The 20,063-nt window shown below is 63.6% G+C and carries 23 protein-coding genes and 1 pseudogene; 15 read left to right on the top strand and 9 right to left on the bottom strand.

Features of this window, described 5'->3' with window-relative positions:
• The first annotated feature begins 123 nt into the window (after positions 1–123).
• The 3 genes from ACQPW1_RS09935 (at position 124) to ACQPW1_RS09925 (ending at position 1,615) form a co-directional block, all read left to right on the top strand.
• On the top strand, positions 124–336 hold the full coding sequence (locus ACQPW1_RS09935) for a hypothetical protein (RefSeq protein ID WP_433662431.1): 213 nt from the start codon (positions 124–126) through the stop codon (positions 334–336).
• Positions 333–854: a hypothetical protein gene (locus ACQPW1_RS09930; RefSeq protein WP_433662430.1), complete on the top strand. Its 522-nt coding sequence runs from the start codon at positions 333–335 to the stop codon at positions 852–854. Before ACQPW1_RS09935 ends, ACQPW1_RS09930 begins: the two co-directional genes overlap by 4 nt.
• 362 nt (positions 855–1,216) lie before the next feature.
• Positions 1,217–1,615: a hypothetical protein gene (locus tag ACQPW1_RS09925; protein WP_433662429.1), complete on the top strand. Its 399-nt coding sequence runs from the start codon at positions 1,217–1,219 to the stop codon at positions 1,613–1,615.
• Between the two features lie 377 nt (positions 1,616–1,992).
• Here the strand turns inward: ACQPW1_RS09925 and ACQPW1_RS09920 are convergent, their stop codons facing one another.
• The 4 genes from ACQPW1_RS09920 to ACQPW1_RS09905 all read right to left on the bottom strand — a co-directional run bounded on the left by ACQPW1_RS09920 (position 1,993) and on the right by ACQPW1_RS09905 (position 5,394).
• Positions 1,993–2,553, bottom strand: a complete 561-nt coding sequence (locus ACQPW1_RS09920) for a DUF305 domain-containing protein (RefSeq protein ID WP_433662428.1) — start codon at positions 2,551–2,553, stop codon at positions 1,993–1,995.
• A 23-nt stretch (positions 2,554–2,576) separates the two neighbouring features.
• Entirely contained in the window at positions 2,577–3,566 is a 990-nt protein-coding gene (locus ACQPW1_RS09915) for a Kelch repeat-containing protein (protein WP_433662427.1), read from the bottom strand.
• A gap of 155 nt (positions 3,567–3,721) precedes the next feature.
• Positions 3,722–4,000 (bottom strand): transposase, encoded by a 279-nt coding sequence (locus ACQPW1_RS09910; RefSeq protein WP_433662426.1) that lies wholly within the window; start codon positions 3,998–4,000, stop codon positions 3,722–3,724.
• Positions 4,001–4,401: 401 nt separating this feature from the next.
• Entirely contained in the window at positions 4,402–5,394 is a 993-nt protein-coding gene (locus ACQPW1_RS09905) for a helix-turn-helix domain-containing protein (RefSeq protein WP_433662425.1), read from the bottom strand.
• A 693-nt stretch (positions 5,395–6,087) separates the two neighbouring features.
• Here ACQPW1_RS09905 and ACQPW1_RS09900 point away from each other — a divergent pair.
• Complete coding sequence (locus tag ACQPW1_RS09900) at positions 6,088–6,318, top strand: hypothetical protein (RefSeq protein WP_433662424.1); 231 nt, start codon at positions 6,088–6,090, stop codon at positions 6,316–6,318.
• Between the two features lie 732 nt (positions 6,319–7,050).
• On the opposite strand, the gene ACQPW1_RS09895 is transcribed toward ACQPW1_RS09900, so the two are convergent.
• The 3 genes from ACQPW1_RS09895 to ACQPW1_RS09885 all read right to left on the bottom strand — a co-directional run bounded on the left by ACQPW1_RS09895 (position 7,051) and on the right by ACQPW1_RS09885 (position 9,397).
• On the bottom strand, positions 7,051–7,599 hold the full coding sequence (locus ACQPW1_RS09895; protein ID WP_433662423.1) for a DUF2637 domain-containing protein: 549 nt from the start codon (positions 7,597–7,599) through the stop codon (positions 7,051–7,053).
• Between the two features lie 107 nt (positions 7,600–7,706).
• Complete coding sequence (locus tag ACQPW1_RS09890) at positions 7,707–9,080, bottom strand: tyrosine-type recombinase/integrase (protein ID WP_433662422.1); 1,374 nt, start codon at positions 9,078–9,080, stop codon at positions 7,707–7,709.
• A gap of 8 nt (positions 9,081–9,088) precedes the next feature.
• A complete protein-coding gene (locus ACQPW1_RS09885) occupies positions 9,089–9,397 on the bottom strand; it encodes a hypothetical protein (protein WP_433662421.1) in 309 nt (102 codons plus the stop codon).
• A 438-nt stretch (positions 9,398–9,835) separates the two neighbouring features.
• On the opposite strand from ACQPW1_RS09885, the gene ACQPW1_RS09880 reads away from it, so the two are divergent.
• From ACQPW1_RS09880 to ACQPW1_RS09855, 6 genes are all read left to right on the top strand, one after another.
• Positions 9,836–10,207: an AbrB/MazE/SpoVT family DNA-binding domain-containing protein gene (locus tag ACQPW1_RS09880; protein ID WP_433662420.1), complete on the top strand. Its 372-nt coding sequence runs from the start codon at positions 9,836–9,838 to the stop codon at positions 10,205–10,207.
• Entirely contained in the window at positions 10,204–11,229 is a 1,026-nt protein-coding gene (locus tag ACQPW1_RS09875; protein WP_433662419.1) for a tyrosine-type recombinase/integrase, read from the top strand. Before ACQPW1_RS09880 ends, ACQPW1_RS09875 begins: the two co-directional genes overlap by 4 nt.
• A 23-nt stretch (positions 11,230–11,252) precedes the next feature.
• Entirely contained in the window at positions 11,253–12,305 is a 1,053-nt protein-coding gene (locus tag ACQPW1_RS09870; protein WP_433662418.1) for a hypothetical protein, read from the top strand.
• 19 nt (positions 12,306–12,324) lie between these two features.
• Positions 12,325–13,521: an IS701 family transposase gene (locus ACQPW1_RS09865; RefSeq protein ID WP_433662417.1), complete on the top strand. Its 1,197-nt coding sequence runs from the start codon at positions 12,325–12,327 to the stop codon at positions 13,519–13,521.
• A 765-nt stretch (positions 13,522–14,286) separates the two neighbouring features.
• Positions 14,287–14,529 carry a hypothetical protein gene (locus tag ACQPW1_RS09860; RefSeq protein WP_433662416.1) on the top strand — a complete coding sequence of 81 codons (243 nt, stop codon included), beginning with the start codon at positions 14,287–14,289 and terminating at the stop codon, positions 14,527–14,529.
• Positions 14,526–14,654, top strand: a complete 129-nt coding sequence (locus ACQPW1_RS09855; protein ID WP_433662415.1) for a hypothetical protein — start codon at positions 14,526–14,528, stop codon at positions 14,652–14,654. Before ACQPW1_RS09860 ends, ACQPW1_RS09855 begins: the two co-directional genes overlap by 4 nt.
• Before the next feature lie 359 nt (positions 14,655–15,013).
• Here the strand turns inward: ACQPW1_RS09855 and ACQPW1_RS09850 are convergent, their stop codons facing one another.
• Positions 15,014–15,829 carry an SAM-dependent methyltransferase gene (locus ACQPW1_RS09850; RefSeq protein ID WP_433662414.1) on the bottom strand — a complete coding sequence of 272 codons (816 nt, stop codon included), beginning with the start codon at positions 15,827–15,829 and terminating at the stop codon, positions 15,014–15,016.
• 285 nt (positions 15,830–16,114) lie between these two features.
• Here ACQPW1_RS09850 and ACQPW1_RS09845 point away from each other — a divergent pair, with 285 nt between their 5' ends.
• From ACQPW1_RS09845 to ACQPW1_RS09835, 3 genes are all read left to right on the top strand, one after another.
• A complete protein-coding gene (locus ACQPW1_RS09845) occupies positions 16,115–16,360 on the top strand; it encodes a hypothetical protein (RefSeq protein ID WP_433662413.1) in 246 nt (81 codons plus the stop codon).
• Between the two features lie 438 nt (positions 16,361–16,798).
• Positions 16,799–17,167: a MerR family transcriptional regulator gene (locus ACQPW1_RS09840; RefSeq protein ID WP_433662412.1), complete on the top strand. Its 369-nt coding sequence runs from the start codon at positions 16,799–16,801 to the stop codon at positions 17,165–17,167.
• Between the two features lie 64 nt (positions 17,168–17,231).
• Positions 17,232–17,855, top strand: coding sequence for a tyrosine-type recombinase/integrase (locus tag ACQPW1_RS09835; RefSeq protein ID WP_433665602.1), 624 nt, complete (start codon positions 17,232–17,234; stop codon positions 17,853–17,855).
• Between the two features lie 27 nt (positions 17,856–17,882).
• On the opposite strand, the pseudogene ACQPW1_RS09830 reads toward ACQPW1_RS09835, so the two are convergent.
• Positions 17,883–18,065: pseudogene (locus tag ACQPW1_RS09830) on the bottom strand (hypothetical protein); the annotation flags it as partial.
• Between ACQPW1_RS09830 and ACQPW1_RS09825 the strand changes: the two are divergent.
• Together ACQPW1_RS09825 and ACQPW1_RS09820 are read left to right on the top strand one after the other, a co-directional pair.
• Positions 18,053–18,493: a hypothetical protein gene (locus tag ACQPW1_RS09825; protein ID WP_433662411.1), complete on the top strand. Its 441-nt coding sequence runs from the start codon at positions 18,053–18,055 to the stop codon at positions 18,491–18,493. The pseudogene ACQPW1_RS09830 and the gene ACQPW1_RS09825 overlap by 13 nt on opposite strands.
• Positions 18,494–18,773: 280 nt before the next feature.
• Positions 18,774–20,048 carry a glycosyltransferase gene (locus ACQPW1_RS09820; protein ID WP_433662410.1) on the top strand — a complete coding sequence of 425 codons (1,275 nt, stop codon included), beginning with the start codon at positions 18,774–18,776 and terminating at the stop codon, positions 20,046–20,048.
• Positions 20,049–20,063 lie beyond the last annotated feature (15 nt).

The raw sequence follows: 20,063 nt of genomic DNA, 5'->3' as shown, positions 1-20,063 counted from the left end.
TAGGTGTATGTATGTATCTGTGCCTGAGTTTGTGAAACCCCGAGCGGTGCTCATAGCCACCACGGAACTGTGGCTACCTGAGGACCCCGACTACTCGACCAACGACGACGCTCTCGACGCTGCGTGACGGCCAACGCCGTCGCGCACCAAGACCTCGAAAACCTCGTGCTCGGCGTCATCGCCGAATACTTCGCCACCTTCCCGGACTCGTGCAGCGTCGAAGGCGAAAACGCCGAGATGTGGATCGAAGCCGCGACCGGCTGGGAAGTGGTCGCACTACGCCCCCTCGCCGGTCAGATCGCCACCGAAATCCTTCAACACCAAGGGAACTCATGAGCAACCTTACCCACGCCGAACTCACCAAAGCTCGTACGTGGCTCGACGAGACCATCCAGCGCCTCGGCTGGTCCATCATCACAAACCCGATACTCGACACCCTGAAAAAGGAACTCGACGACGCGACCAGCACCGCACAGGTCCGCGACAAGCACCGCGACGCCCTCGCCAAGCAGATTTGGGACGGCCCCGCACGCACCCGCACGGCTTATCGCAGCAGCTGGAACGACCTCACCGACACCGGCAAGACCGCAGCGCGAAACAGCCTGGACCAGATCCTCGACGTCATCGAAAAGGCCGGCTGGACCGCGCCGCCGGCCACGAAGTTCCCCGCCACCATCCTGCCGCCGCGCACCTGGAACCGGCTGGCACTGGTCCCCACAAACCTCGCGGTCAAGGACAAGAACGGCAACGTGTGGCGCAACCGCAGCGGCCGGTGGGCATCGACCCTCAGCATCTACGGCTTGGGCTCCGAATTCACCCCCGACACCTACGCCCCCTTCACCGATGTGCGCTAAAGCGCCCTGCCCCAACGGACCCGACCGGAATTAAAGCCCTCGTGACCGCATACCGGTGATGCGATGCTCGCCTCCCAAATAGATGGCGGTCCTTGGGAAGTCGACGAGGACATCGCCTACACCGACTTGCCCAAACGTCGACGCACCGGCGGGGGCCACCACGCGAGTCCGGCGGCCCCAGCCCGGACGCCTTCACCGCGGAGATGAACCACATCCGCGCATACGGCATCGAAGACAACGGCCGAATGATCGCATTCCTCGGCATGACCCTCGATGCCTACGAGCAGCGGCTCCGCAGAGCCACCGGATAACTCCGGGCGCACGCCCGACAACCCACAACCACCATGTTTCTGGAGACAACCATGCCTTTTCCCACCCCGTACTCGCCCGAAACACGCAGCACCGCCATGGAATTGCTCGTACAGGCCCGCGACGACGGCATGAACCAGAACCAAGCCGCAATCGCCGTCGCCGGCCAATTCAACAACGGCCCCGCCGTCTCCACGCTGCACCTGTGGGCCAAGGAGGCCAAGCTCTTCGCCGCGCCGACCATCAAGAAGGCAAAGCACCAGGCCACCCGCTCCCCGTTGCAGATCCATTCGGTCGCCGTGAAGGCCACCGAACCGGCACACGACCACACGAGCGACCCGCGCGACGTGGCCTCCACGCTCAAGCAGGAAAACCAGACCCTGCGTGTCCAGGTCGCCAGTCAGGCCAAAGAAATCAAGGCACTGCGCGGACTGGTCAGCCTCTACGTCTGACTCCCGACCGGCCTCCGCACCCATCCGAATTGCGCCCTCCCGGCAGTGAAACCCGCTGGTAGGGCGTGGATCCCCCCTGCCCTACCTAAGGACCCTCAATGCCCTGTGCGAAACAGCACTTAGATCGTGTCTCACGTCGTTGATTTCGCTTTCGCGAGTTTCCTGTGGCCCGGCAGGGCAGGAGATGATTCAGCCCCGTTAAGGTGCCCTCATCTTCGGCATGTATCGACGCCGCGTCGATCTCCTCCCGCGACCCGGTGAAGGCAGGTGAGATCCAGGACCTGTAGTGCAGGTGCGGTGGTGGTGCCGCAGTTCGATGTGGGCGAAATCGTTGTAGTGGAAAAGGGTTCGCCGGGCGGGATTCGCGAGCGTCACGTTCAGAGAACGGATGCCAGGTGATCGATACGGGCGACGTCTAGTTGTTGCGCAGCTACCATCGTCCTGGCTAAATCCCTGATTTGTGGGGTGTTCGCGCGGTCTCGGGCAACATGCGTCATATGTATTCCGGCAAGGTGGTGTGTCCGCATGAGTTTCAGGAAGAGTCGTTCGGCTTCCACGACCGGGAGCGTGGATAGCTTCTGCATATCGGGGCCCGATGCCATACCCATCGAATGATCGGTGTGCTGTGGATCGGCGGGCATCCAGCTCATCGTATGATCGCTCTGTTCCGGTTGAGCCCACATGGTCAGCCAGCCACCAAGGGTCCCGATCTCCATCAGTTGCGACGTGCCGATATCGAGCGCGAGCCGGCGAACCTCTTGATTCTGTGCCCGATCCAGGATCGCCAACGACATTGTCGCCGCCTGGCTGTGGTGCTCACGCATATCTTGAGCGAACCCAGTATCGACCTGATTCGGCACCGATATCGGCCCACGGTCGGCCGTGATACGACCGGCACCGAACACCGCCGCGGCCATGACCGCGGCGACGAAGACCACCGCGGCGGTTCGTACATACCCGGTCACGGCTGGAACACCTGGACATCCGCTGTAGGCCAATACACACTGATTTCCGCACCTCCGGCGAGGACGACGCGATTGTCGACTACCGCCGCTTGAATGCCGTGGCGCCCGACCGGCATCGGCGTCCTCTGCGTCCACCTCATGGTGGCGGTATCGAGAACGTCGGTGTAGTCGAATGATGGTCCGACGCCCTCACCTCCGAAAGCGTATATCTTGTCGCCGATCGCCGCCACGCCCAGACCTCCGCGACCACGCGGAATCGGCCAACCTGTGTTCCAGGTCTGTGTCCCGAAGTCGAACACGTCGGTCGGCCTGATGAACGCCGGCTGAATCACGAACCGCCCACCGACGGCGTAGAGCTTGCCGTCGACCACTACAGCTCCAAGGTGTTCGCGGGCGTTGGGCATATCCGGCAGAGGCGTCCAGGTGTCGGTTGCAGGGTCGTACACGTCGAAATATGGCAGTGCCGCGAGAATCCCGTTGTAACCACCCGCAACGTAGATCTTGTCCTCGTGGACGGCGACTCCTGCGGCACCCCGTGTGCGATTCAGCGGCATGCGGGCACGCTCGGTGAAGCTGTCGGTCACCGGGTCGTATTCCCACACGCGCCCGTTGGGAATGAGTGCCGGGCCCTCCTCGCCACCGATGTAGTAGATCTTTCCGTTGACCACGACACCCTGGAGATGATGTTGCGCGATCGGCATCGGGGCCAACTGCTGCCAGCTACCGGTCCTCGTATCGAATCGCAGGTGATCATCTGAGAAAACCACCTGCTGAATCCCCGGTTCCGTCGGTAGGCCGAGCCCGCCCGCTACGTAGACGTAGTCACCCAAGGCCACCGAGCCAACTTCTTGGAGAGCGTGGGGCAACGGGGCGGCGGAGTGCCATTCCATAGCCGGGCCTGCCATCGCGCTCGGCGGGGTTGCCGCCACGGCCAGCGCAAGGACACTACCGCCGACCGTCCCGAGAACGGAAAAACGACGCAACATGACTCACTCCTATCCTATTGGTTTGGAGCGTGAGAGCGCGATATGCGTGACAACGTCCGCGCCGAGCGCCCTACCATTCCCAATTACGAATCTCAGTCATGAAGCACGCGATAGCTTCACAAGGTCGCGTGCCGCGCGCACGGCTCGTGCAGAAGTCAGTATCGTGCATCAGGTATGGCGGACCGGCGCGACACACACGCAGCCGATCGCGCCGCTGATTTCGCTTTCGCGAGTTTCTTGTAGCAGGTGAGTGTGGCTGCGAGGGTGAGGAAGGCGCAGAAGTGGTGGGCGTAGCGTTCGTATCGGATGTTGAGGCGGCGGTAGCCGAACAGCCAGGCGATCGACCGCTCGATCACCCAGCGGTGTTTGCCAAGTTTCTGGCTGGATTCGATGCCTTTGCGGGCGATGCGCACCGCGATTCCTCTGTCGCGCACCCATTCTCACAGGTCGGTGTGGTCGTAGGCTTTGCAGCCAAGTGAGACACGCCCTTAGGACACATCGTGTGTGCAAGCGCAGAGCCCCCCTGGATCGAGAGCTTGTAGTTGTCACAAGCAGCTTCTATCTACCAGCAGCGGATTCCGGGCTGGTCGTCGGCTGCAACCCCCAGCTATAGAGGTCGGGACCCGGGCGTGGTTGGCGACTGCACCTATGTCGGGGCCGAAACTTCGGCTGGCACCCACGCCGGGCGGACATCACATAATCGGCTAATAATGCAGCGGCATCTGCACCATGATGTGTTGCCGGGCTGGCCGCCGCCTGCGGGCCAGGCGCCGATCCCGAGGTCGCCGATAACAGGGACGTCCAAGGATGCCCGATACGCCGGCGGCGCTGACTTCTATTGCCCTTTGGTGTTCGATCGCCCTGTGCTGCTTGGTTGTTCAAGAGCTTCCCGGCGCCAGTCCCTCGCTGTCATACCGTAGGCGGCACGGAAGCGTCGAGCGAAATGCGAGGTACTTCTGAAGCCATGGCTGTATGCGATCGCCGCGATGGATCGGTGCCGAGTGTCGAATCGAGCGAGGTCGCCACGTGCGCGGTCTAGTCGCTGTGTGATGATCCACTGTTCGGGGCTGAGTCCCGCGCGAGCACACACTGTGTACAGGTAGCGGATCGAAATATGGTGGGCACGGGCGATTGTGGCCGGGCTCAGGTCTGGGTCGGACAGCTGGCGACGCACGTATTCGCGAATCTGGGCCAGCAGAATATCTTGAGGAACGGCGGTGCCGTCCTCGCTGCCAAGGGTGGCGGCCGACGTCAGGAAGGCACGCGTCATTTCTACGAAGGCATCGCCTAGGGTCGATGCCCCGGCATCGGCCTCGAGCATGTCGACTGAATTACCCATCAGGGCAATATGATTGGTGACCATGCCATAAAGCGGACTGTGTTGTGGCCGGATCAGCGCGGCGTGGATCGTGTCGGCCGACAGACCCAGGTGATCGCGCGGAACGAACATTGCCAGTCCTTTCCCGCCACGCCAGTCGAGGTGGTAAGGCAGATCGAAATCTATGACGGCCAGCTGCCCCGCTGCGACCTCATATTGAGTCTCGGCGTGTGTCAGACGTGAGGTATTTTGCTGTTGTAGCTGGATCGCGAGCAACGAACTAGGTGAATTCCGAATCTGTTTCGATGTTCGGGTCAGGCGCAACCCGGAGACCGATGATCGCAGCACCTGAAGCTGACCGAGTTGCCAGCCGTCGAAGCGTGCGTAGACCGGGCCGTCTGAGTGGGTGTGTACGACGGCTGCCGGTGCCGACACCGCCTGCGCGGTAGCCGCCACCACATCCGCCCGGTCGCGCGGATCAAATTGGTCGGTGTCAAGGACAATCGCCATATCATCCCTACGTCGCCGAGTCGAGCTCTCTTGTACACAGACAATTGACCGTGCACTGACGGTCAATTGTCCTAGCCTCGTGCGCGTTAGGGACGAAATCGGTCGGATCACCGTCGTAGCTGAGCCGCCGCGGCCATCCTCCCGAACGAGAACAACCCGGCACGATAGTCTGGGACTGGCACTATGCTGCACGCCCCCGCGATAATGCCGTCATCGTGGAGCAGACACTCGGCGGAGGCAGCCGCTCCGCGCCAATGCGCCCAGCCCGTCAGCAGCGAGCCAGCCCTACATCGCCACAGAGTGGTCGATTGTGCGACGGACTAGCCGATACGGCCGGTGTCCGCTGGCTCCGTGGAACAGTCTGGGCGGTTAAGAGCGCGAAGTCGCTCCGGCTACACCACCCCCGGCGCATATCATGCGACCATCCAGATCCTGCCAAGGGGTTGACGCAAGACGGAGTCTGGGCACGTAGCCGCCAACAAGGCCTGAGACCGACCCGTGACTATGCCTGGGAGCTCCTCGAAACCAGCGGTCAGCCTGCCAGGCAGCCGCCTACCTATAGCTGGGGCGCATTGGCGAGCCAGGCATGCGATGGACAATGGCGCGCCTTTCGTACGAGCCCCGGCGGGACTTCTAAACTTTGGAGCTGTCGATCAACTCTGTACCCGCTTTCTAATCGAGAAGGGGTTACACATGGCTCACCGTTTCGTAGTCGGTGCTATCGGCGTAATCGCGGCAACGGCCGCGCTGGGTTTCGGGGCTGCGGCGGCCTCCGCTGCCCCCGGAGGCCCCGGAGGCCCCGATAGGGACGCGGAACAACGCGCTTTCGAGTACTGCGAGCAACAAGAGGCGAAAGGAAAGATCGACCGGTTGGGAACATGCATAGACGAACAATTGGAGAAGGACTGGGGCGGCTCCAAGTAACTGCTAGGCGCGGTCCGGTCGGCGCACCACGCTCGGCGCACCGACCGGACCGCTGAGTCCGGGTCTCCTCGTCGATTAAGTCCACCGACTGGTGGGTACCGCAACCGGCATTCGGTTGTCAACCATCAGCTGCACCAACCGGATGCCGAGGTCGACCGAATTCGGTGGTGATAACTACAGCCTGGCATCACATCACAGAAGAACGCAGGCCAGTCGACAACCGCCTCCTCGCGCGATCCACGCTTACGATCCGGCTGCGGCTCATACCCAGGAGCAGGCGACAAGCGGGGGCGGGGATTCTTCTTATCCGTCATGTCAGCTTGGACGCCATCGACCACGCAACGGTTCCAAAAAACCCGGTGACATCAGCGGACATCCCCCCGCCTCTTCATTGCCGAAGTGGTCGGAGAACAAGCTAACGCGACGAGGCGGTCACCACGACACCATAACGACATCGCGTACGCGGGCACGCATAGTCACCGGTGCTCTCCGCGAAGGTGAGTCCGTTGGTGGAGGGATCGCTCAAGGCGTGTCGGCGCCGGGCGGTGGTCGTGGATCCTGTTCCGTGCCGAGTCGCCGGAGCACGTCACGTCGGGTCGGCCTGCCCGAACGGGCTGCCAGGCCGGCCAACCCGACATGACGGGCCGGGACTACAGGCACAGCGCGACGCACCGGGATGGCATGAACAGCCACCGGTGTGTGCGAGGTGTCTTTTTGCCCGGCCGGGCGCAGTCAAGCCGCCGACGCGCCTTCCAAGACCTCGACGGGTAGGAGTTCGGTAGTTCTATCGACGTCGGTCCGCGCCGACGTTTCGATCAGCGCGGGGGTGGTCTCCTCGACCACCGGCGCGGCCTCCTTGGCAGCGGGCTGCTCGGCCTTCTCGTTGGACTCCGACCACAGCATCATGGTCAGGTGGGTGATCAGCAGCAGTACCAGGGGCGGCACCGCGGAGATGCTTACGCCGATCGGAGAGCCCGAGTTGTACCAGGCCGCAAGACCATTGCCTGCGATGGACAGCAGCGCGCCGAAGCTCAGCAACGCCCATGCGTACGCCTTACGGCCCCCAGCCCTGAACGCGGCGGCAGCAATCGTCGCACCGATCACCAGACCATCGACCACGAGCGGGATGGACCACGGGTGCGCGGTGCTGAACTTCTCTGCCAGGCCGGAGAGGTCCGAGTAGCTGACCATGAACGAGCATGCGCCGACTGCAACCGAGCACGCAGCGGCGGCCTGAACAGCGGTGACGCGCGAAAGAGAGTCCTGAACGCGAGATAGCATAAAACGTGCACCAACCTTCATTTGGTGTTTGAGAACCCCCGCGGAGTGGCTGCTCCGCGGGGGTTCGTCCTTTTGGACGTGCTACGCCGGGTATCGGCGGATTTGGGTTAGGCCGAAAGGGCCAGATGCCCCGCTGCGACTGCGGGAAGATCGGTGAAGCCGAGGAAGGCATCGAGTTGGTCGAGTGCCTGCTGTGCGGCTACTTGGTTGATGTGGATATAGATCAGGGTGGTCTCGGTCTCGGTGTGGCCGATGATCATCCGGATGGTGTCGACATCGACGCCGGCTTCCTTCAGGAGTGTGGCCGTGGTGTGGCGGGTCTCGTGGTTGACGAGATCCTCCGGCAGCCCGGCGGACAGGATGCAGCTCTTGAACATGTCCCACGCGTAGCGCGGTGGAATGGGTTCGGCGCCGAGCAGCTTGCGGGGGTCGAGGAACACGAAGTTGTTCGGATTGTCGGGCCGGTCCTTCGTCTTCTGCGCCTGAAACATCATGAACGCGTTCAGCTGCGGGGTCATCGGGATCTGGCGCAGGCTGCCCGCCTTGGGGCGGGTCAGGAACAGCGAGTTGAGGACGTGGACGTTCTCGTAGTCCGGTCGGAAGTCGAAGAAGCCGTGCGGGCAGAACGCTCCGCGCTTACGTCCGCACGGGTAGTTGTTATCCGCATTGGGCTTGCCGCAGCCGTGAAGCTTCTTGTGCGATTGGAGCTGCCAGGAGACATCCACCCAGCCGCCGGTGCCGTCGGGGCGGGTCGACAGTTCGACTCGATCCCACGTCAGTCCGATGACCTCGCCGAGGCGCGTGCCCGTGAACAGCATCACCGCGATGGCGACCGTATGCGGGTGGTTGGCTTCAAATGCGGTCCGCAGCAGCGCCTTTGCTTGATCGGCCGTCATCGCGCGGCGGACCTTCTTCGACTTGCCTGGCGGCGTCGAGAGTTTGGCGACATTGCGGTCGACTTCCTCGCGGGCCATGGCTGCATTCAGCGCGGCGCGCATGACGCGCTGCGCGAGTCGCGCGGTGGCAAACCCGTCGTAGCGCCCGTTGTTCTCTGCGCGCACCCGCACGACGATCTGGTCGTACATCTCGTCGAGATCTTCGACCTTCAGCTTGCGCAGCTTCTTCGTACCGATCAGCGGGACGATGTGCGTATCGACGATGCCGCGGTATGAGTTGTAAGTCTTCGGGACAACGGTGCGCTTGGCGATGATTTCGACCCAGTGTTCCAGCCACGCGTGTACCGATTCTGAGTGCACGCTGGTGTCGAGGCCCTTGAGCGCGCGATCGTACTTCAGGCGCAGCTTCTCAAGTGCCGCGTCGTAATCCACCGAATAGGTGTAGAGCGGCTTGCCATCGGGGTTTGGATTCGCCTGGCGTGCAACATAGAGACCCTTCGCCTTGACCCACCGGCAACTCGGAGCACCGTTGGCAGCGCGGCGGGTCTTGGCCTTCTTTGCCTTCTTCGTCATCGGCTTGGCCACCGTCGCTGTCATAGCGCGCCCTGCCCGGCGACGTTGTGATCGATTACGCCGTTCTCCACCGCGGACACGAGCGCCGCCCGCAGGATGCGGTATGCCTCGGCCGGGGTGGCAAGGGCATCCGACACCTGTTCGCAGGTCTGGCCGAGGTCGCGAATAGTCAACTCACCCAATGCGATATGGCCGATGCTTGGGTTGAAGTGCCGCTGAATGATGCGGGAGTACCGAGCATGCGTGATCGGCACAACATTCGAGCGGTGGATCTCGTCGATCCAACGATTCAGCCACGCCTCGGTGGTCACGGATTTGGGGTTGCTCACGGACTGCCTTCCATCAAGTTGGTGGCTACCGGGATGCGGATTCGTCGCCTTCAGGCGCTGCTACCCACATCCTCGTACCCACAACTACTGCACACATCTATCTGCATGCAACTGCGCCTTACACCTAGCAGTTACATGTCTGATCAGGCAGTTTTATCAGACGAAAGTCCGGTGTATGCAGGTATGACACCCCATCCGAATGACTCTTAATCAGCGGGTTCGGGGTTCGAGTCCCTGATGGCGCACACTTACGGTACTCCTGGACACCATCCTCGTATCGCGTGTTCTAGCGCGCTAGAACACCTTTCGGATACACCGACCACCGGTGGTTTCCTCCCGTTCGCTCCGCTCGCTCCAGCGGCGGCCGAACACGGTGCTGCCTCACCGCCCGACGTCGGCCTGCCTCCGGCTCGCCTGCGGGGCGGGCGGTTGGATCCGATGCTGCCGACCTCGCTGGACCGGATTCGTATCGTCTACGGCTCCGTGTTGGTCAACCACGCCGGCCGCCTGGCCGAACGCGCGGTGCTCGGCTCGCTGGGCTGGACGCCGGGCACCCCGGTCCGGATCCAGCCTGCCGCGCCCGGCGTACTACTGGTCACCGACGGCGAGCCCGGCGGCCACGCGATCGCACGCAACGGCCAACTCGCCATCCCTGCCGACATCCGCAAGGCGATCCGGCTGCGCAAAGGCGACCGCGTCCTGCTGGCCGCCCATCCCGACCAGCGGCGACTGATCATCGTCTGCCAGAACGCCCTCGCCGACATCGTCGCAGACATCCGCGACCGCATCGACGGCGGTGAACAGTCATGACGACCTTCGCCCCCGCCATCACAGCGGCCGAACTCGACGCCGCGCGCACCCTGCTCGCACGCATGGGCATCACCGCGGCCGACCTCCTCGACATCCGCCCGACCGCGCCGACGTTCGCCGACTACATCCCCACCGTCCGGGCCAGGGTCGCCGCCGCGTCGACCCTGCGCACGTTCAACACCCATTGGAAACGAGTCGAACGCGAATGGGGCGACCGGCGCATCGACGAACCGACGATCGCCGAGATCACCGAGATGCGTGAGCAGGCACGGCGCAACGCCAAGACCGACCGCAACGCCCGCGACGGCCGCGGAGCCGCCGAGGCGATGATCGGCGCGTTGCGATTCCTCTACAAACACGCCGAGAACGACGGATTTCTCCGGCCGGGCGACAACCCGGCCAAACGAGTAGCCAAACCGCGTCGCATCCCGTCCACCAGGCGGGGCCTACCGCTTGAACAGCTCACCGAGATAGCGCGGGTGGCCGCGACCACCGGCAACGACCCGGACCTGGACACGCTGCTGCTTCGCTTGCACGCCGAGACCGCATGCCGACGGGGCGGCGCCCTGGGCTTACGCCTCGACGACCTCGACCCCCAGCAATGCCTGATCTACCTCGTAGAGAAAGGCAAAGTCCCTCGCTGGCAACCGGTCTCGCCCACGCTGATGGCGAACCTGCTCCATCATGCCAAGGAGCGTGGCGTGCAACTCGGTGAACAACTGCTGCGCTACCGCAACGGCAAGCCGATCACCCGCCGCCGCTACGACGGACTGTGGACCCGGATCGGGCTCGAATTGCCGTGGGTCGAAAAACAGCAGATCAGCATCCACTGGCTACGGCACACGACCCTGAAGTGGGTGGAACACAACTTCGGCTTCGCCGTGGCCCGCGCCTATGCCGGGCACGCCGAAGGGAAATCCGAGGGTTCGACCGTCATCTACACCCGGGCCAGCCTCGAGGAAGTCGCGTTGGCGCTGGCCACCTTGACCGGCGAACCCCATCCACTCGCCGCAGTGGCGTGAACGGGCCGGATGGAGACATCACTATGACCATTGAAGCGACGTTTCCTACGACACGCCCCGGCAGTCAAGGCGCGGTGGCACTGCTTTCGGCAGGTTTCAACCCGTTGGAGAAGGTGCCCGACGATGTCATGCTCCGAACAGCCCTCGAAGGCTGCTCGACAAAGAAGGACATGATGCAGCTCGTGTGCGAGCTGTTCGGAGACCCCAAGACCGACGACGTCCGCTCAGTCCTGGCGCGCTGCGGAGCGCAGGTCTCGCGTCAGCACGCATCGAACGTGGTAAACGATTGGCGGCGAACTCACCATCGCCGGTCTCGCCCTGCCGGCCCGGATCGGCAGGCTCCCGCCGGAGTCGCCGACGCCCTGCCCGCGTCGCCTGACGGCGTCGGCCTCGCGGATATGATGGAGAACTCGGTCACCGAGGTGGCGACACTCGAGCTCGAACAGCAGCCGGTGGACGCGTCAATTACAGAGTCTCGTACAAATGATGAGATCGACGCGTCGCCTGTCGATGAACCCGTGCCGGAGCACCGCCGAGTCGACGCGTCACCATTCAGCGAGTTGACAGTTGACGACGTCACCGACTACGAAACCGGTCTCGGCACTCGAGCAGCTCAGGCATCGCGAACGTCGTCTCGCCCGGTCAGGATCTGGCCCGTGCTGCTGATCGCGCTGCCCGCAGCGGTGGCGGTGTGGTCCGGCTGGGTCGGCCTGGGCGAGTTGACCGGATTCGGTGTCATCCATCCCCTGCCGGGCATCTGGGATTCCGCCCGCGTCAACACCGCAATCACGCTCCCGATCGGCGTCGAGGCTTACGCGTCGTACGCCTTATATATCTGGTTGTCAGGTCGCATCCGGACCACGAAGACCGTCAACTACGCCAAGTGGTCCGCCATCGGTAGCTTGACGCTCGGCGCTGCCGGACAGATCGCCCGCCACCTGTTGCAGGCCGCGGGAACACGTATCGCACCGTGGCCGATCACGACAATGGTCGCGTGCCTGCCGGTTGTGGTGCTCGGAATGGGAGCCGCGCTCACGCACATGCTCCTAGTACTGCAACGACACTCAGTTGAGTAGTTGCTGGTAGTTCTGTTGTGTGGTGTTGGATCGTGTTGTGGCGGAGTTTGATTCGTTGATGAGCAGGATCGGGGCCCGGTTCACGCGGTCTGAGCCGCGTGCTCGGGCGGGTGAATATGTGTCGGGGCTGGTCGCGGGTCTGGAACGCAAGAACGGGTGGACCGTGGCCGAGCATGCCGGGGAGGCAGGCCCACAGGGGATGCAGCGGTTGTTGCGGAAGGCGGACTGGGATGTCGAGGGTGTGCGCGACGACGTGCGTGATTACGTCATCGAACATCTCGGTGATCCGGAGGCGGTGCTGGCAGCCGATGAGACCGGGTTCCTGAAGAAGGGTGTGAAATCGGCTGGGGTGCAACGGCAGTACTCGGGAACGGCCGGACGCACCGAGAACTGCCAGATCGGAGTGTTTCTGGCGTATGCGTCCACGCACGGGCACGCGTTGATCGATCGGGAACTGTATCTGCCCCAGTCGTGGACCGGTGACCGTGACCGCTGCCGGGGCGCGGGCATCCCTGACGAGGTCGAGTTCGCCACCAAACCGCGGCAGGTGATCGCCATGCTGGAGCGGATACTCGCCGCCGGGGTGCCGTTTCGATGGTTCACCGCCGACGAAGCCTACGGCCAGGCTGGTTACCTGCGTGACTGGCTCGAAGAACGTGACGTGTTCTATGTGATGGCCACCCGATGCGATCAGCAGATCACCACCCGCGCCGACCGCAGTGCCCGCGCTGACGCCCTGGTCGCCGAGTTCAAGGCTTCGACGTGGCAGCGGCTCTCGGTCGGTGCCGGCGCGCACGGGCCCCGGGAATTCGACTGGGCGCGCCGCCAGATCGAGGGCACCTGGGCAGGTGGGCGCGGGCACTGGCTGCTGGCGCGGCGCAGCATCAGCAACCCGACCGAGATCGCCTACTACCTCTGCTACGGCCCAGCCTCGGCGCGGCTGGTCGATCTGGCCTTCACGGCCGGGTCTCGCTGGCACATCGAGGAAGCGTTCCAACAAGCCAAGGGCGAGGCCGGACTCGACCACTACCAGGTCCGATCCTGGCGGGCCTGGTACGCCCACATCACCCTGTCGATGCTCGCCCTGGCCTGGCTGGCCGCGTCCAAAGCCATTGCCGCAAAGGGGACTCGTCGACCACGACGAAGGCATGATCGCGCTGACACTACCGGAGATCCGCCGACTACTCGTCGCACTCGTCCTCACCCGCCACCATGACACCGATCACACCTGGGCCTGGTCGAGATGGCGACGCCGCCGCCAATACCAAGCCCGCCTCTCCCACTACCGACGCCGCGGACACCCCCTCAACTGAGTGTCGTTGCAGTACTAGGCGAGAACGACGCGGATTGAGGTAGACGACAGGGCAGTCTTCGCGGGTCGGCGGGCCTTATCAGTCTGCCTTGGCGGCGGGGGGTGTCAAGGCTGACTGAACGGCCGGCCCGCCGACCCGCGAACCCGACCTCTGTTTGGAGAGAGCGCGTTTCTCGGCGGCGGGAATTTCCATTCATCCTGTCCCGTCTGAGATTTCCTCCAATCCCAGTCTGCGCTCGCGTTGGCCGGTCACCTGCTCCACAGCAGTGATAGTCAAGCCTGGTCGATGGTCTCACGCACTGCCCATCTCCGGCTGCCTGGTTGTCAGCATCTCTCTCGCTCCGACCCTGTCACCGGCGAACGCATGATCACCGATTGCCGAAATTGTTTCCGCTATGCCCTTTACTGGCGGAAAAGGCCATGGACGCGTTGTGTGCCTGCGCCGAGCCTGTGGCCGCCGCCGACCCCGGTCTGTGGTCCGATCCCGTTCCCACGCAACCGATCCCACGCCCACCGCGCCGTGCCATAACGACCGGTGTGCGCTCCGGCGTCCCGGCGTCCAACCAGATTTCGCTCTTCGATGCGTTGCCCACCCGCGCGACGCATCGGCACGATCCCACCCCACCGCCCAGCCATCGGCAACGGGGCCCTCAGCGAAGGAAGTTTTGTATGTCTACGACATTGAGCAGGAGCCAAGCCAAGCTGCATCGTGAAGCTTGCTCGTTGATCGATGCCGACCGCGACCTCGATGACGAGGAGAAGAGGTTCGTACTGGATCACTGGCAAGAGGCCGCCAATCCCGAACATTGTTTGGACGGCGCGTATTTCATGCCCCTGGGGCTGGCGGGCGACATGCGGATCGACGTCGTGGAACCCGCATCATCGACCTTTGCGCTGGGATCGGGCACTTGAGCTTCGCGTGCCGCAACCTCCTCGATCACCGTTGGAACGGTGAGCGCCTTCGCGAATTCGTCTGCGTGGAAAGCAATCCGGAGTACGTCCGGATCGGCATGCGGATCATGCCCGAGGCCACCTGAAATAGGCAGGTTCGCAAATTCCCGCAACGCTGATGACAGGAAACCCGCAGGTGCATTGAACTCCGACGACTGAGGGGCGCAAATCCCCTCTCGCGCTTTACTTGTGTCATATGTGTCACGTTCAGGGGCTCAAGACCGACCAGCCGGTTGACCGTCGACCAGGTCCAAGAGTCGAGACGTCAGGTGGCTTGGCGTGTCCAGCGAACGCACGCTTATGCCGCATATCGCGCGTTGGGCAGGCGTCCAAATTTGTTGCTCGACAAGGCTTTCTCAACGCTCGGTAATGGCTAGCCGATTTCAGTAGGTCTTTCCGCAGCGGTGGCATCCACACGGACCCCAAACGGAAACCGGCGATAGTCTTACTTGCGGGCGAGCCCAGCGTATACAGAGACATCCGCGTCGATGGATCCGGGGAAATCGGTTTCTGGCTGCCGCCAGCGGTGCGGTACCACGACACCGGGTTCGACCAGTTCCAGCCCGGTGAAGAAGCTGGCGAACTCGTCATGGCTGCGGAACTGCACGCGGATCCCGGCGTCGCGGTAGATGGTGGTGATGCGTTCGAAGGTGTCGGGGGCGAAATCGGGTGTGGCTGTGGTGAGTGCGAGAAACGAGCCCGGTGCCAGGGCGTTCATCAGGGTGGTGATGATGGCGTGTGGGTCTTGGTCGTCAGTCACGAAATGGATGAGCGCGATCATGCTCAACCCCACCGGTCGACTCAGATCCAAAGTCTCGAGCAACTGTGGTGCGGACAGGATCGAGGTCGGGTCGTTGACATCGGCTTGCACGTAGGCGGTGTGCCCTTGCTCGGTGCCCTGCATCAACGCCCGCGCGTGGGTCAACACCAGAGGATCGTTGTCGACATAGACCACGCGCGCCTCGGGGGCGAGTTGTTGGGCGACCTGGTGCAGGTTCGGCTCGGTGGGAATACCGGTGCCGATATCGAGGAACTGGCGAATGCCGGCCTCGGTGACCATCCAGCGCGTGGCGCGATGCATGAACTCCCGATTGATCCGCGCGGCAGGCCCGGCCGAGGGGAACACCTTCGCGACCTGGGCCGCGAATTCCCGATCGACCCCGAAGTTGTCCTTGCCGCCGAGGTAGTAGTCATACATGCGGGCCGGATGCGCCTGATCCGGACGCAACCGCACCTCGTCACGACCGTCAAAAGCGGGCATCAGCGGCCTCCTCGGCGCGACATCATGGTTCGGTTGAAATACCCACGAAATCCCTTGATACGCAACCAACATACCGGCCCCAACCCCGCCGAGGGCGCTACTTCCCACAGCTTGCCTATCTGACAAACATCATCGAGATCGGTCTCTGGGTACACAGGACTCCTACGCTGAGCTCGTCGATCAGTGACTCGGCCACGTACCAACGGAATGGGGAGTCGCTCGAACTGGGACCGAAGAGGACCGGTTTACGACGCCGCGATGTCCTGTGGCCCGCACAATGGGCGAATGACCGCACCGCGCACCGGGCAGATCGACATCTACATTCCTCGAGCGACCACCCCTGCCGCCCTCGACGCTGTCGTCCGCCTGCACGTCGAGTCGGCTCTGTGCGAAGACGGTGAGTGGCCTGCCCGCATCGAGCGCAGCGGCGGCTACGAGCATTCCCCCGGCGTCATGTGCTGGTCGGTGACCTATGTGACCGGTCCCCGCGAGGCTGTTCCCACCCACCGTGGGCCGACTACCAGCAGATAAGCCTCCGTCGAGGCAGCATATAGGCCGTCTTCGCAGGTGGAAGAAATCTATCGTGGTGGGTGTAGACATTCCGCGAGGGACGGTATAGAGTCGCTCTCGTCGAACAGAGAAGTCCAGAGGCCGGGCAGGTGAACTGCCCGGAACATGAAGATCCACCCGCCCCTCCGGCGGAGAAGAGAATCCGGTGCAGTCGGCCGGACCGCCGGAGGGGGCGAAGCTGCAAGGCAAACATCTAACGCGAGGGTTAGCTCGGCAATCCAGGAGGTGGTCACTGAGTAGTCACTTATCGGTTCCGCGTCCCGGCACGTGCCGGATGTGGTGTGCAATATCGGCTTTCACGGCCGGTGAACAGAATTAATATGTATCCCCCTCTTCCGTAATTCACAGGCCCCGGCGCACATGCGCCGGGGCCTGCCAACGTTGAACCCGAGAGGTGCTGTGCAGCAACCGAACACCGACCCCGCCGACGACGCCAGCGCCGACGACAAACTCGACGACGACACCTATCCCGCCTACAGCATGGGCCGCGCCGCGGAAATACTCGGCGTCACCCAAGCGTTTCTGCGCGGTCTCGACGCCGCGAAACTACTGACCCCGCAACGCTCCTGCGGCGGACACCGCCGCTACTCCCGCTACCAACTACGCATCGCCGGGCGCGTCCGTGAACTCGTCGACACCGGCAACACCCTCGAAGCCGCCTGCCGCATCGTCATCCTCGAAGACCAACTCGCCGAAGCCCAACGCCTCAACACCGACCTCCAACACGCACTCGACAACCAAACACCCACCAACCCCACCGTGGACTGATCGACCGCGGGCGCCCACGGAGAGCTGTCTTTTGTCTCCTGGCACCCGGTGGGCATCGTGGTGCATGGGTACTTCATCCGATATCGACGCCGCCTTCGCTGGTGACGATCTCGTACTGCGGCTGGCCTGCGCGGCCTATCTCGGCCGGTTCACCGGAAGCTCCCGGATCCACTGCGGATCGGACCTACGCCTGTATTTCTGCTGGTGCACCGAACATCAGCTGCTGCCGTTGTTGGTGGCGCGGGCCGAGGTCGAACGGTATGTGCGATGGATGCAGGAAATCCGCCGATTCAAGCCCTCCACCGTCGCTCGCCGCGCCGCGGTCGTCTCGGGGTTCTACCGCACCCGCGTGATCGACGGAGTCATCGACCACTCGCCGGCCGAGTACGTCCGCCGACCCCGAGTACCGAACGAGTCACCGACACTAGGACTTTCACATCTCCAGTTCGAAGCACTACTCACCGCGGCCCGCGACTCGGCCAACCCATTCGACTTCGCGTTGACCGCGATGCTGGGACTACTCGGGTTACGGATCTTCGAAGCATGCAAGTCCGACGTCGACGATGTCGGTGAGGAACACGGCCACCGCGTGCTGCGAGTCATCGGCAAAGGCTCCAAACTCGCCCTGATCCCGCTCCCACCAGCAGTCGGGCGAGCCGGTGGACATCCCGCGGTGCACCGTGTCTAAGAGCGCCTGCCGGCGCGGTGCGACGATGGTGTTCTCGTATTCCCGTGAGAGTTCGGGAAATGCATGATGCTCGGCGAGTAACGCCTGCAGTAGCCGTCCGTCACGCGGATGCTGGGACCGTTCGGCGGTGACCTCGACCAGCGCCACCAAATCGTCTCGAATCCCGTGGCCCAGTCGGGGGCAGTGGGCGTGCGATCGTGGCGAGCGCATCCAGCAGTAACGACTGTTGGTTCACCTACGTGTGGGGCGCCCGCTCGGCCAAGACGTTCAACATCCGGTTGACCGCGGCGGTGCCGCGCGCTATTCGGCTCAATGAAGCTTTCCGATCACATCTGCTCCGTGATGCGGTCAAGGATGTGGCCCTGGCCAGGGTGCTCGGCAACGGCGCCGCGGCTGGAACGTGGGGCGCCGCCCCGGCCGGCGTCATCGTCATCCTGGCCGTGCTGCTCGACAGCGCTTGCGTCGGCTGGTGCCGCTGCCGTGGGGATGGCGTTGTCAACGAGGACGGTGGTGGTGGTGGTGGTGAACGCGCGCACACCAGGTTAGTCGACCATCGAGCAAACCCTACTGGATCGACCCGACCCGCGACCGGGTTTGCGAATCGGCTGTCCAGCAACGAGATTGCCCGGCCACGCTGACGCCAGACGATCAGCTCAACTGAAACACACTGGCATACAACTACTTACGCGCTTCAAACACCACCCGGTACCCCACCAGCATCCCGGCACGCACCGCGACGGTCGCCGGGCCTGCGCCACACTGAGTTCGACCAGCATCACGTGGGCGAGGCCAGCAACGTTCTGGCGGACACCGCAGATCAATCCTGGCGCGCCCGGCCTCGGGCGAAGCGCCGGAGCTACCAGGTAACTCCCAGGTTGGTCCGAGCGGGCCGGGAGCTAGACGATCGAAGGTAGAAAGATGACCGAGATCCGCGCTGGTGCTCACGCCCACCTCGACGCCGCCATCGGCGCGCCCATCCTGGATGTGGTGGTGCCCGTCTACAACGAGGAAGCTGATCTCGGCATCTGTGTGCGCCGACTGCACGCATTCCTGCATTCCGGTTTTCCGTATTCGACCCGAATCACCATCGCCGACAACGCCTCCACCGACGCGACCCTCCAGGTGGCGCGGATCCTGGCTGACGAACTCGACGGGATCGCGGTGGTGCATTTGCCCGCCAAAGGTCGGGGTCGGGCGTTGCGCGCGGTGTGGGAAGCCTCCGACGCCCAGCTGGTCGCGTACATGGACGTGGATCTGTCGACCGATCTGAACGCGCTGCTGCCGTTGATCGCGCCGCTGGTCTCCGGGCATTCCGACCTGGCCATCGGCACCCGGTTGGCGCGCTCGTCGCGGGTTGTGCGCGGACCCAAACGCGAATTCATCTCCCGTTCCTACAATGTGCTGCTCAAAGCCTCGCTGCGGGCCGGTTTCTCCGACGCCCAGTGCGGGTTCAAAGCCATGCGCACCGACGTTGCCCGCCACCTGCTGCCGCTGGTGCAAGACGGTGAGTGGTTCTTCGACACCGAGTTGTTGGTGTTGGCCGAACGGGCGGGTCTGCGTATCCACGAGGTGCCCGTCGACTGGATCGATGATCCCGATAGCCGCGTCGAGATCATCGACACCGCGCGTAAAGACCTGCTCGGCATCTGGCGGGTCAGCCGGGCGCTGGCCACCGGGTCGCTGCCGATCGACGAACTGCGCCGGGCGGTGGGCCGCGAACCGCTCATCGACGGTGTGCCGTTGGGGATGGTCGGCCAACTCGTGCGGTTCGGTCTCGTCGGCGTGGTGTCCACCCTGGCCTACCTGCTGCTCTATGTGCTGTGGCAACCGATGGTCGGCGCCCAGGTCGCCAATTTCGGGGCGTTGTTGATCACCGCGGTCGGCAATACGGCGCTCAACCGCACCTTCACCTTCGGCGTGCGCGGACCGACCAAAGTCGTCTCCCATCACCTGCAAGGGCTGGCGATCTTCGGCTTCGGGCTGCTGGTCACCAGCGGTGCGCTGTTCGCTCTGCACCGCTGGGTGCCCGACGCCTCGGTGGCGCTGCAACTGGTGGTGCTGGTCGTAGCCAATCTCGTCGCGACGCTGGCCAGGTTCTTGGCCCTGCGCGTGGTCTTCGGCAACGCTGTCGACGAACGCGTCCCCAGCGAACGTCCGTCGCCGCGCCTCACCGCCGACCAGGCCGTTCGATGATCAGGCGATAACAAC

Source organism: Nocardia sp. CA-128927 (genome assembly GCF_050955855.1).
Taxonomy (GTDB): Bacteria; Actinomycetota; Actinomycetes; order Mycobacteriales; family Mycobacteriaceae; genus Nocardia.
This window is presented reverse-complemented; position numbering and strand designations above follow the sequence as displayed.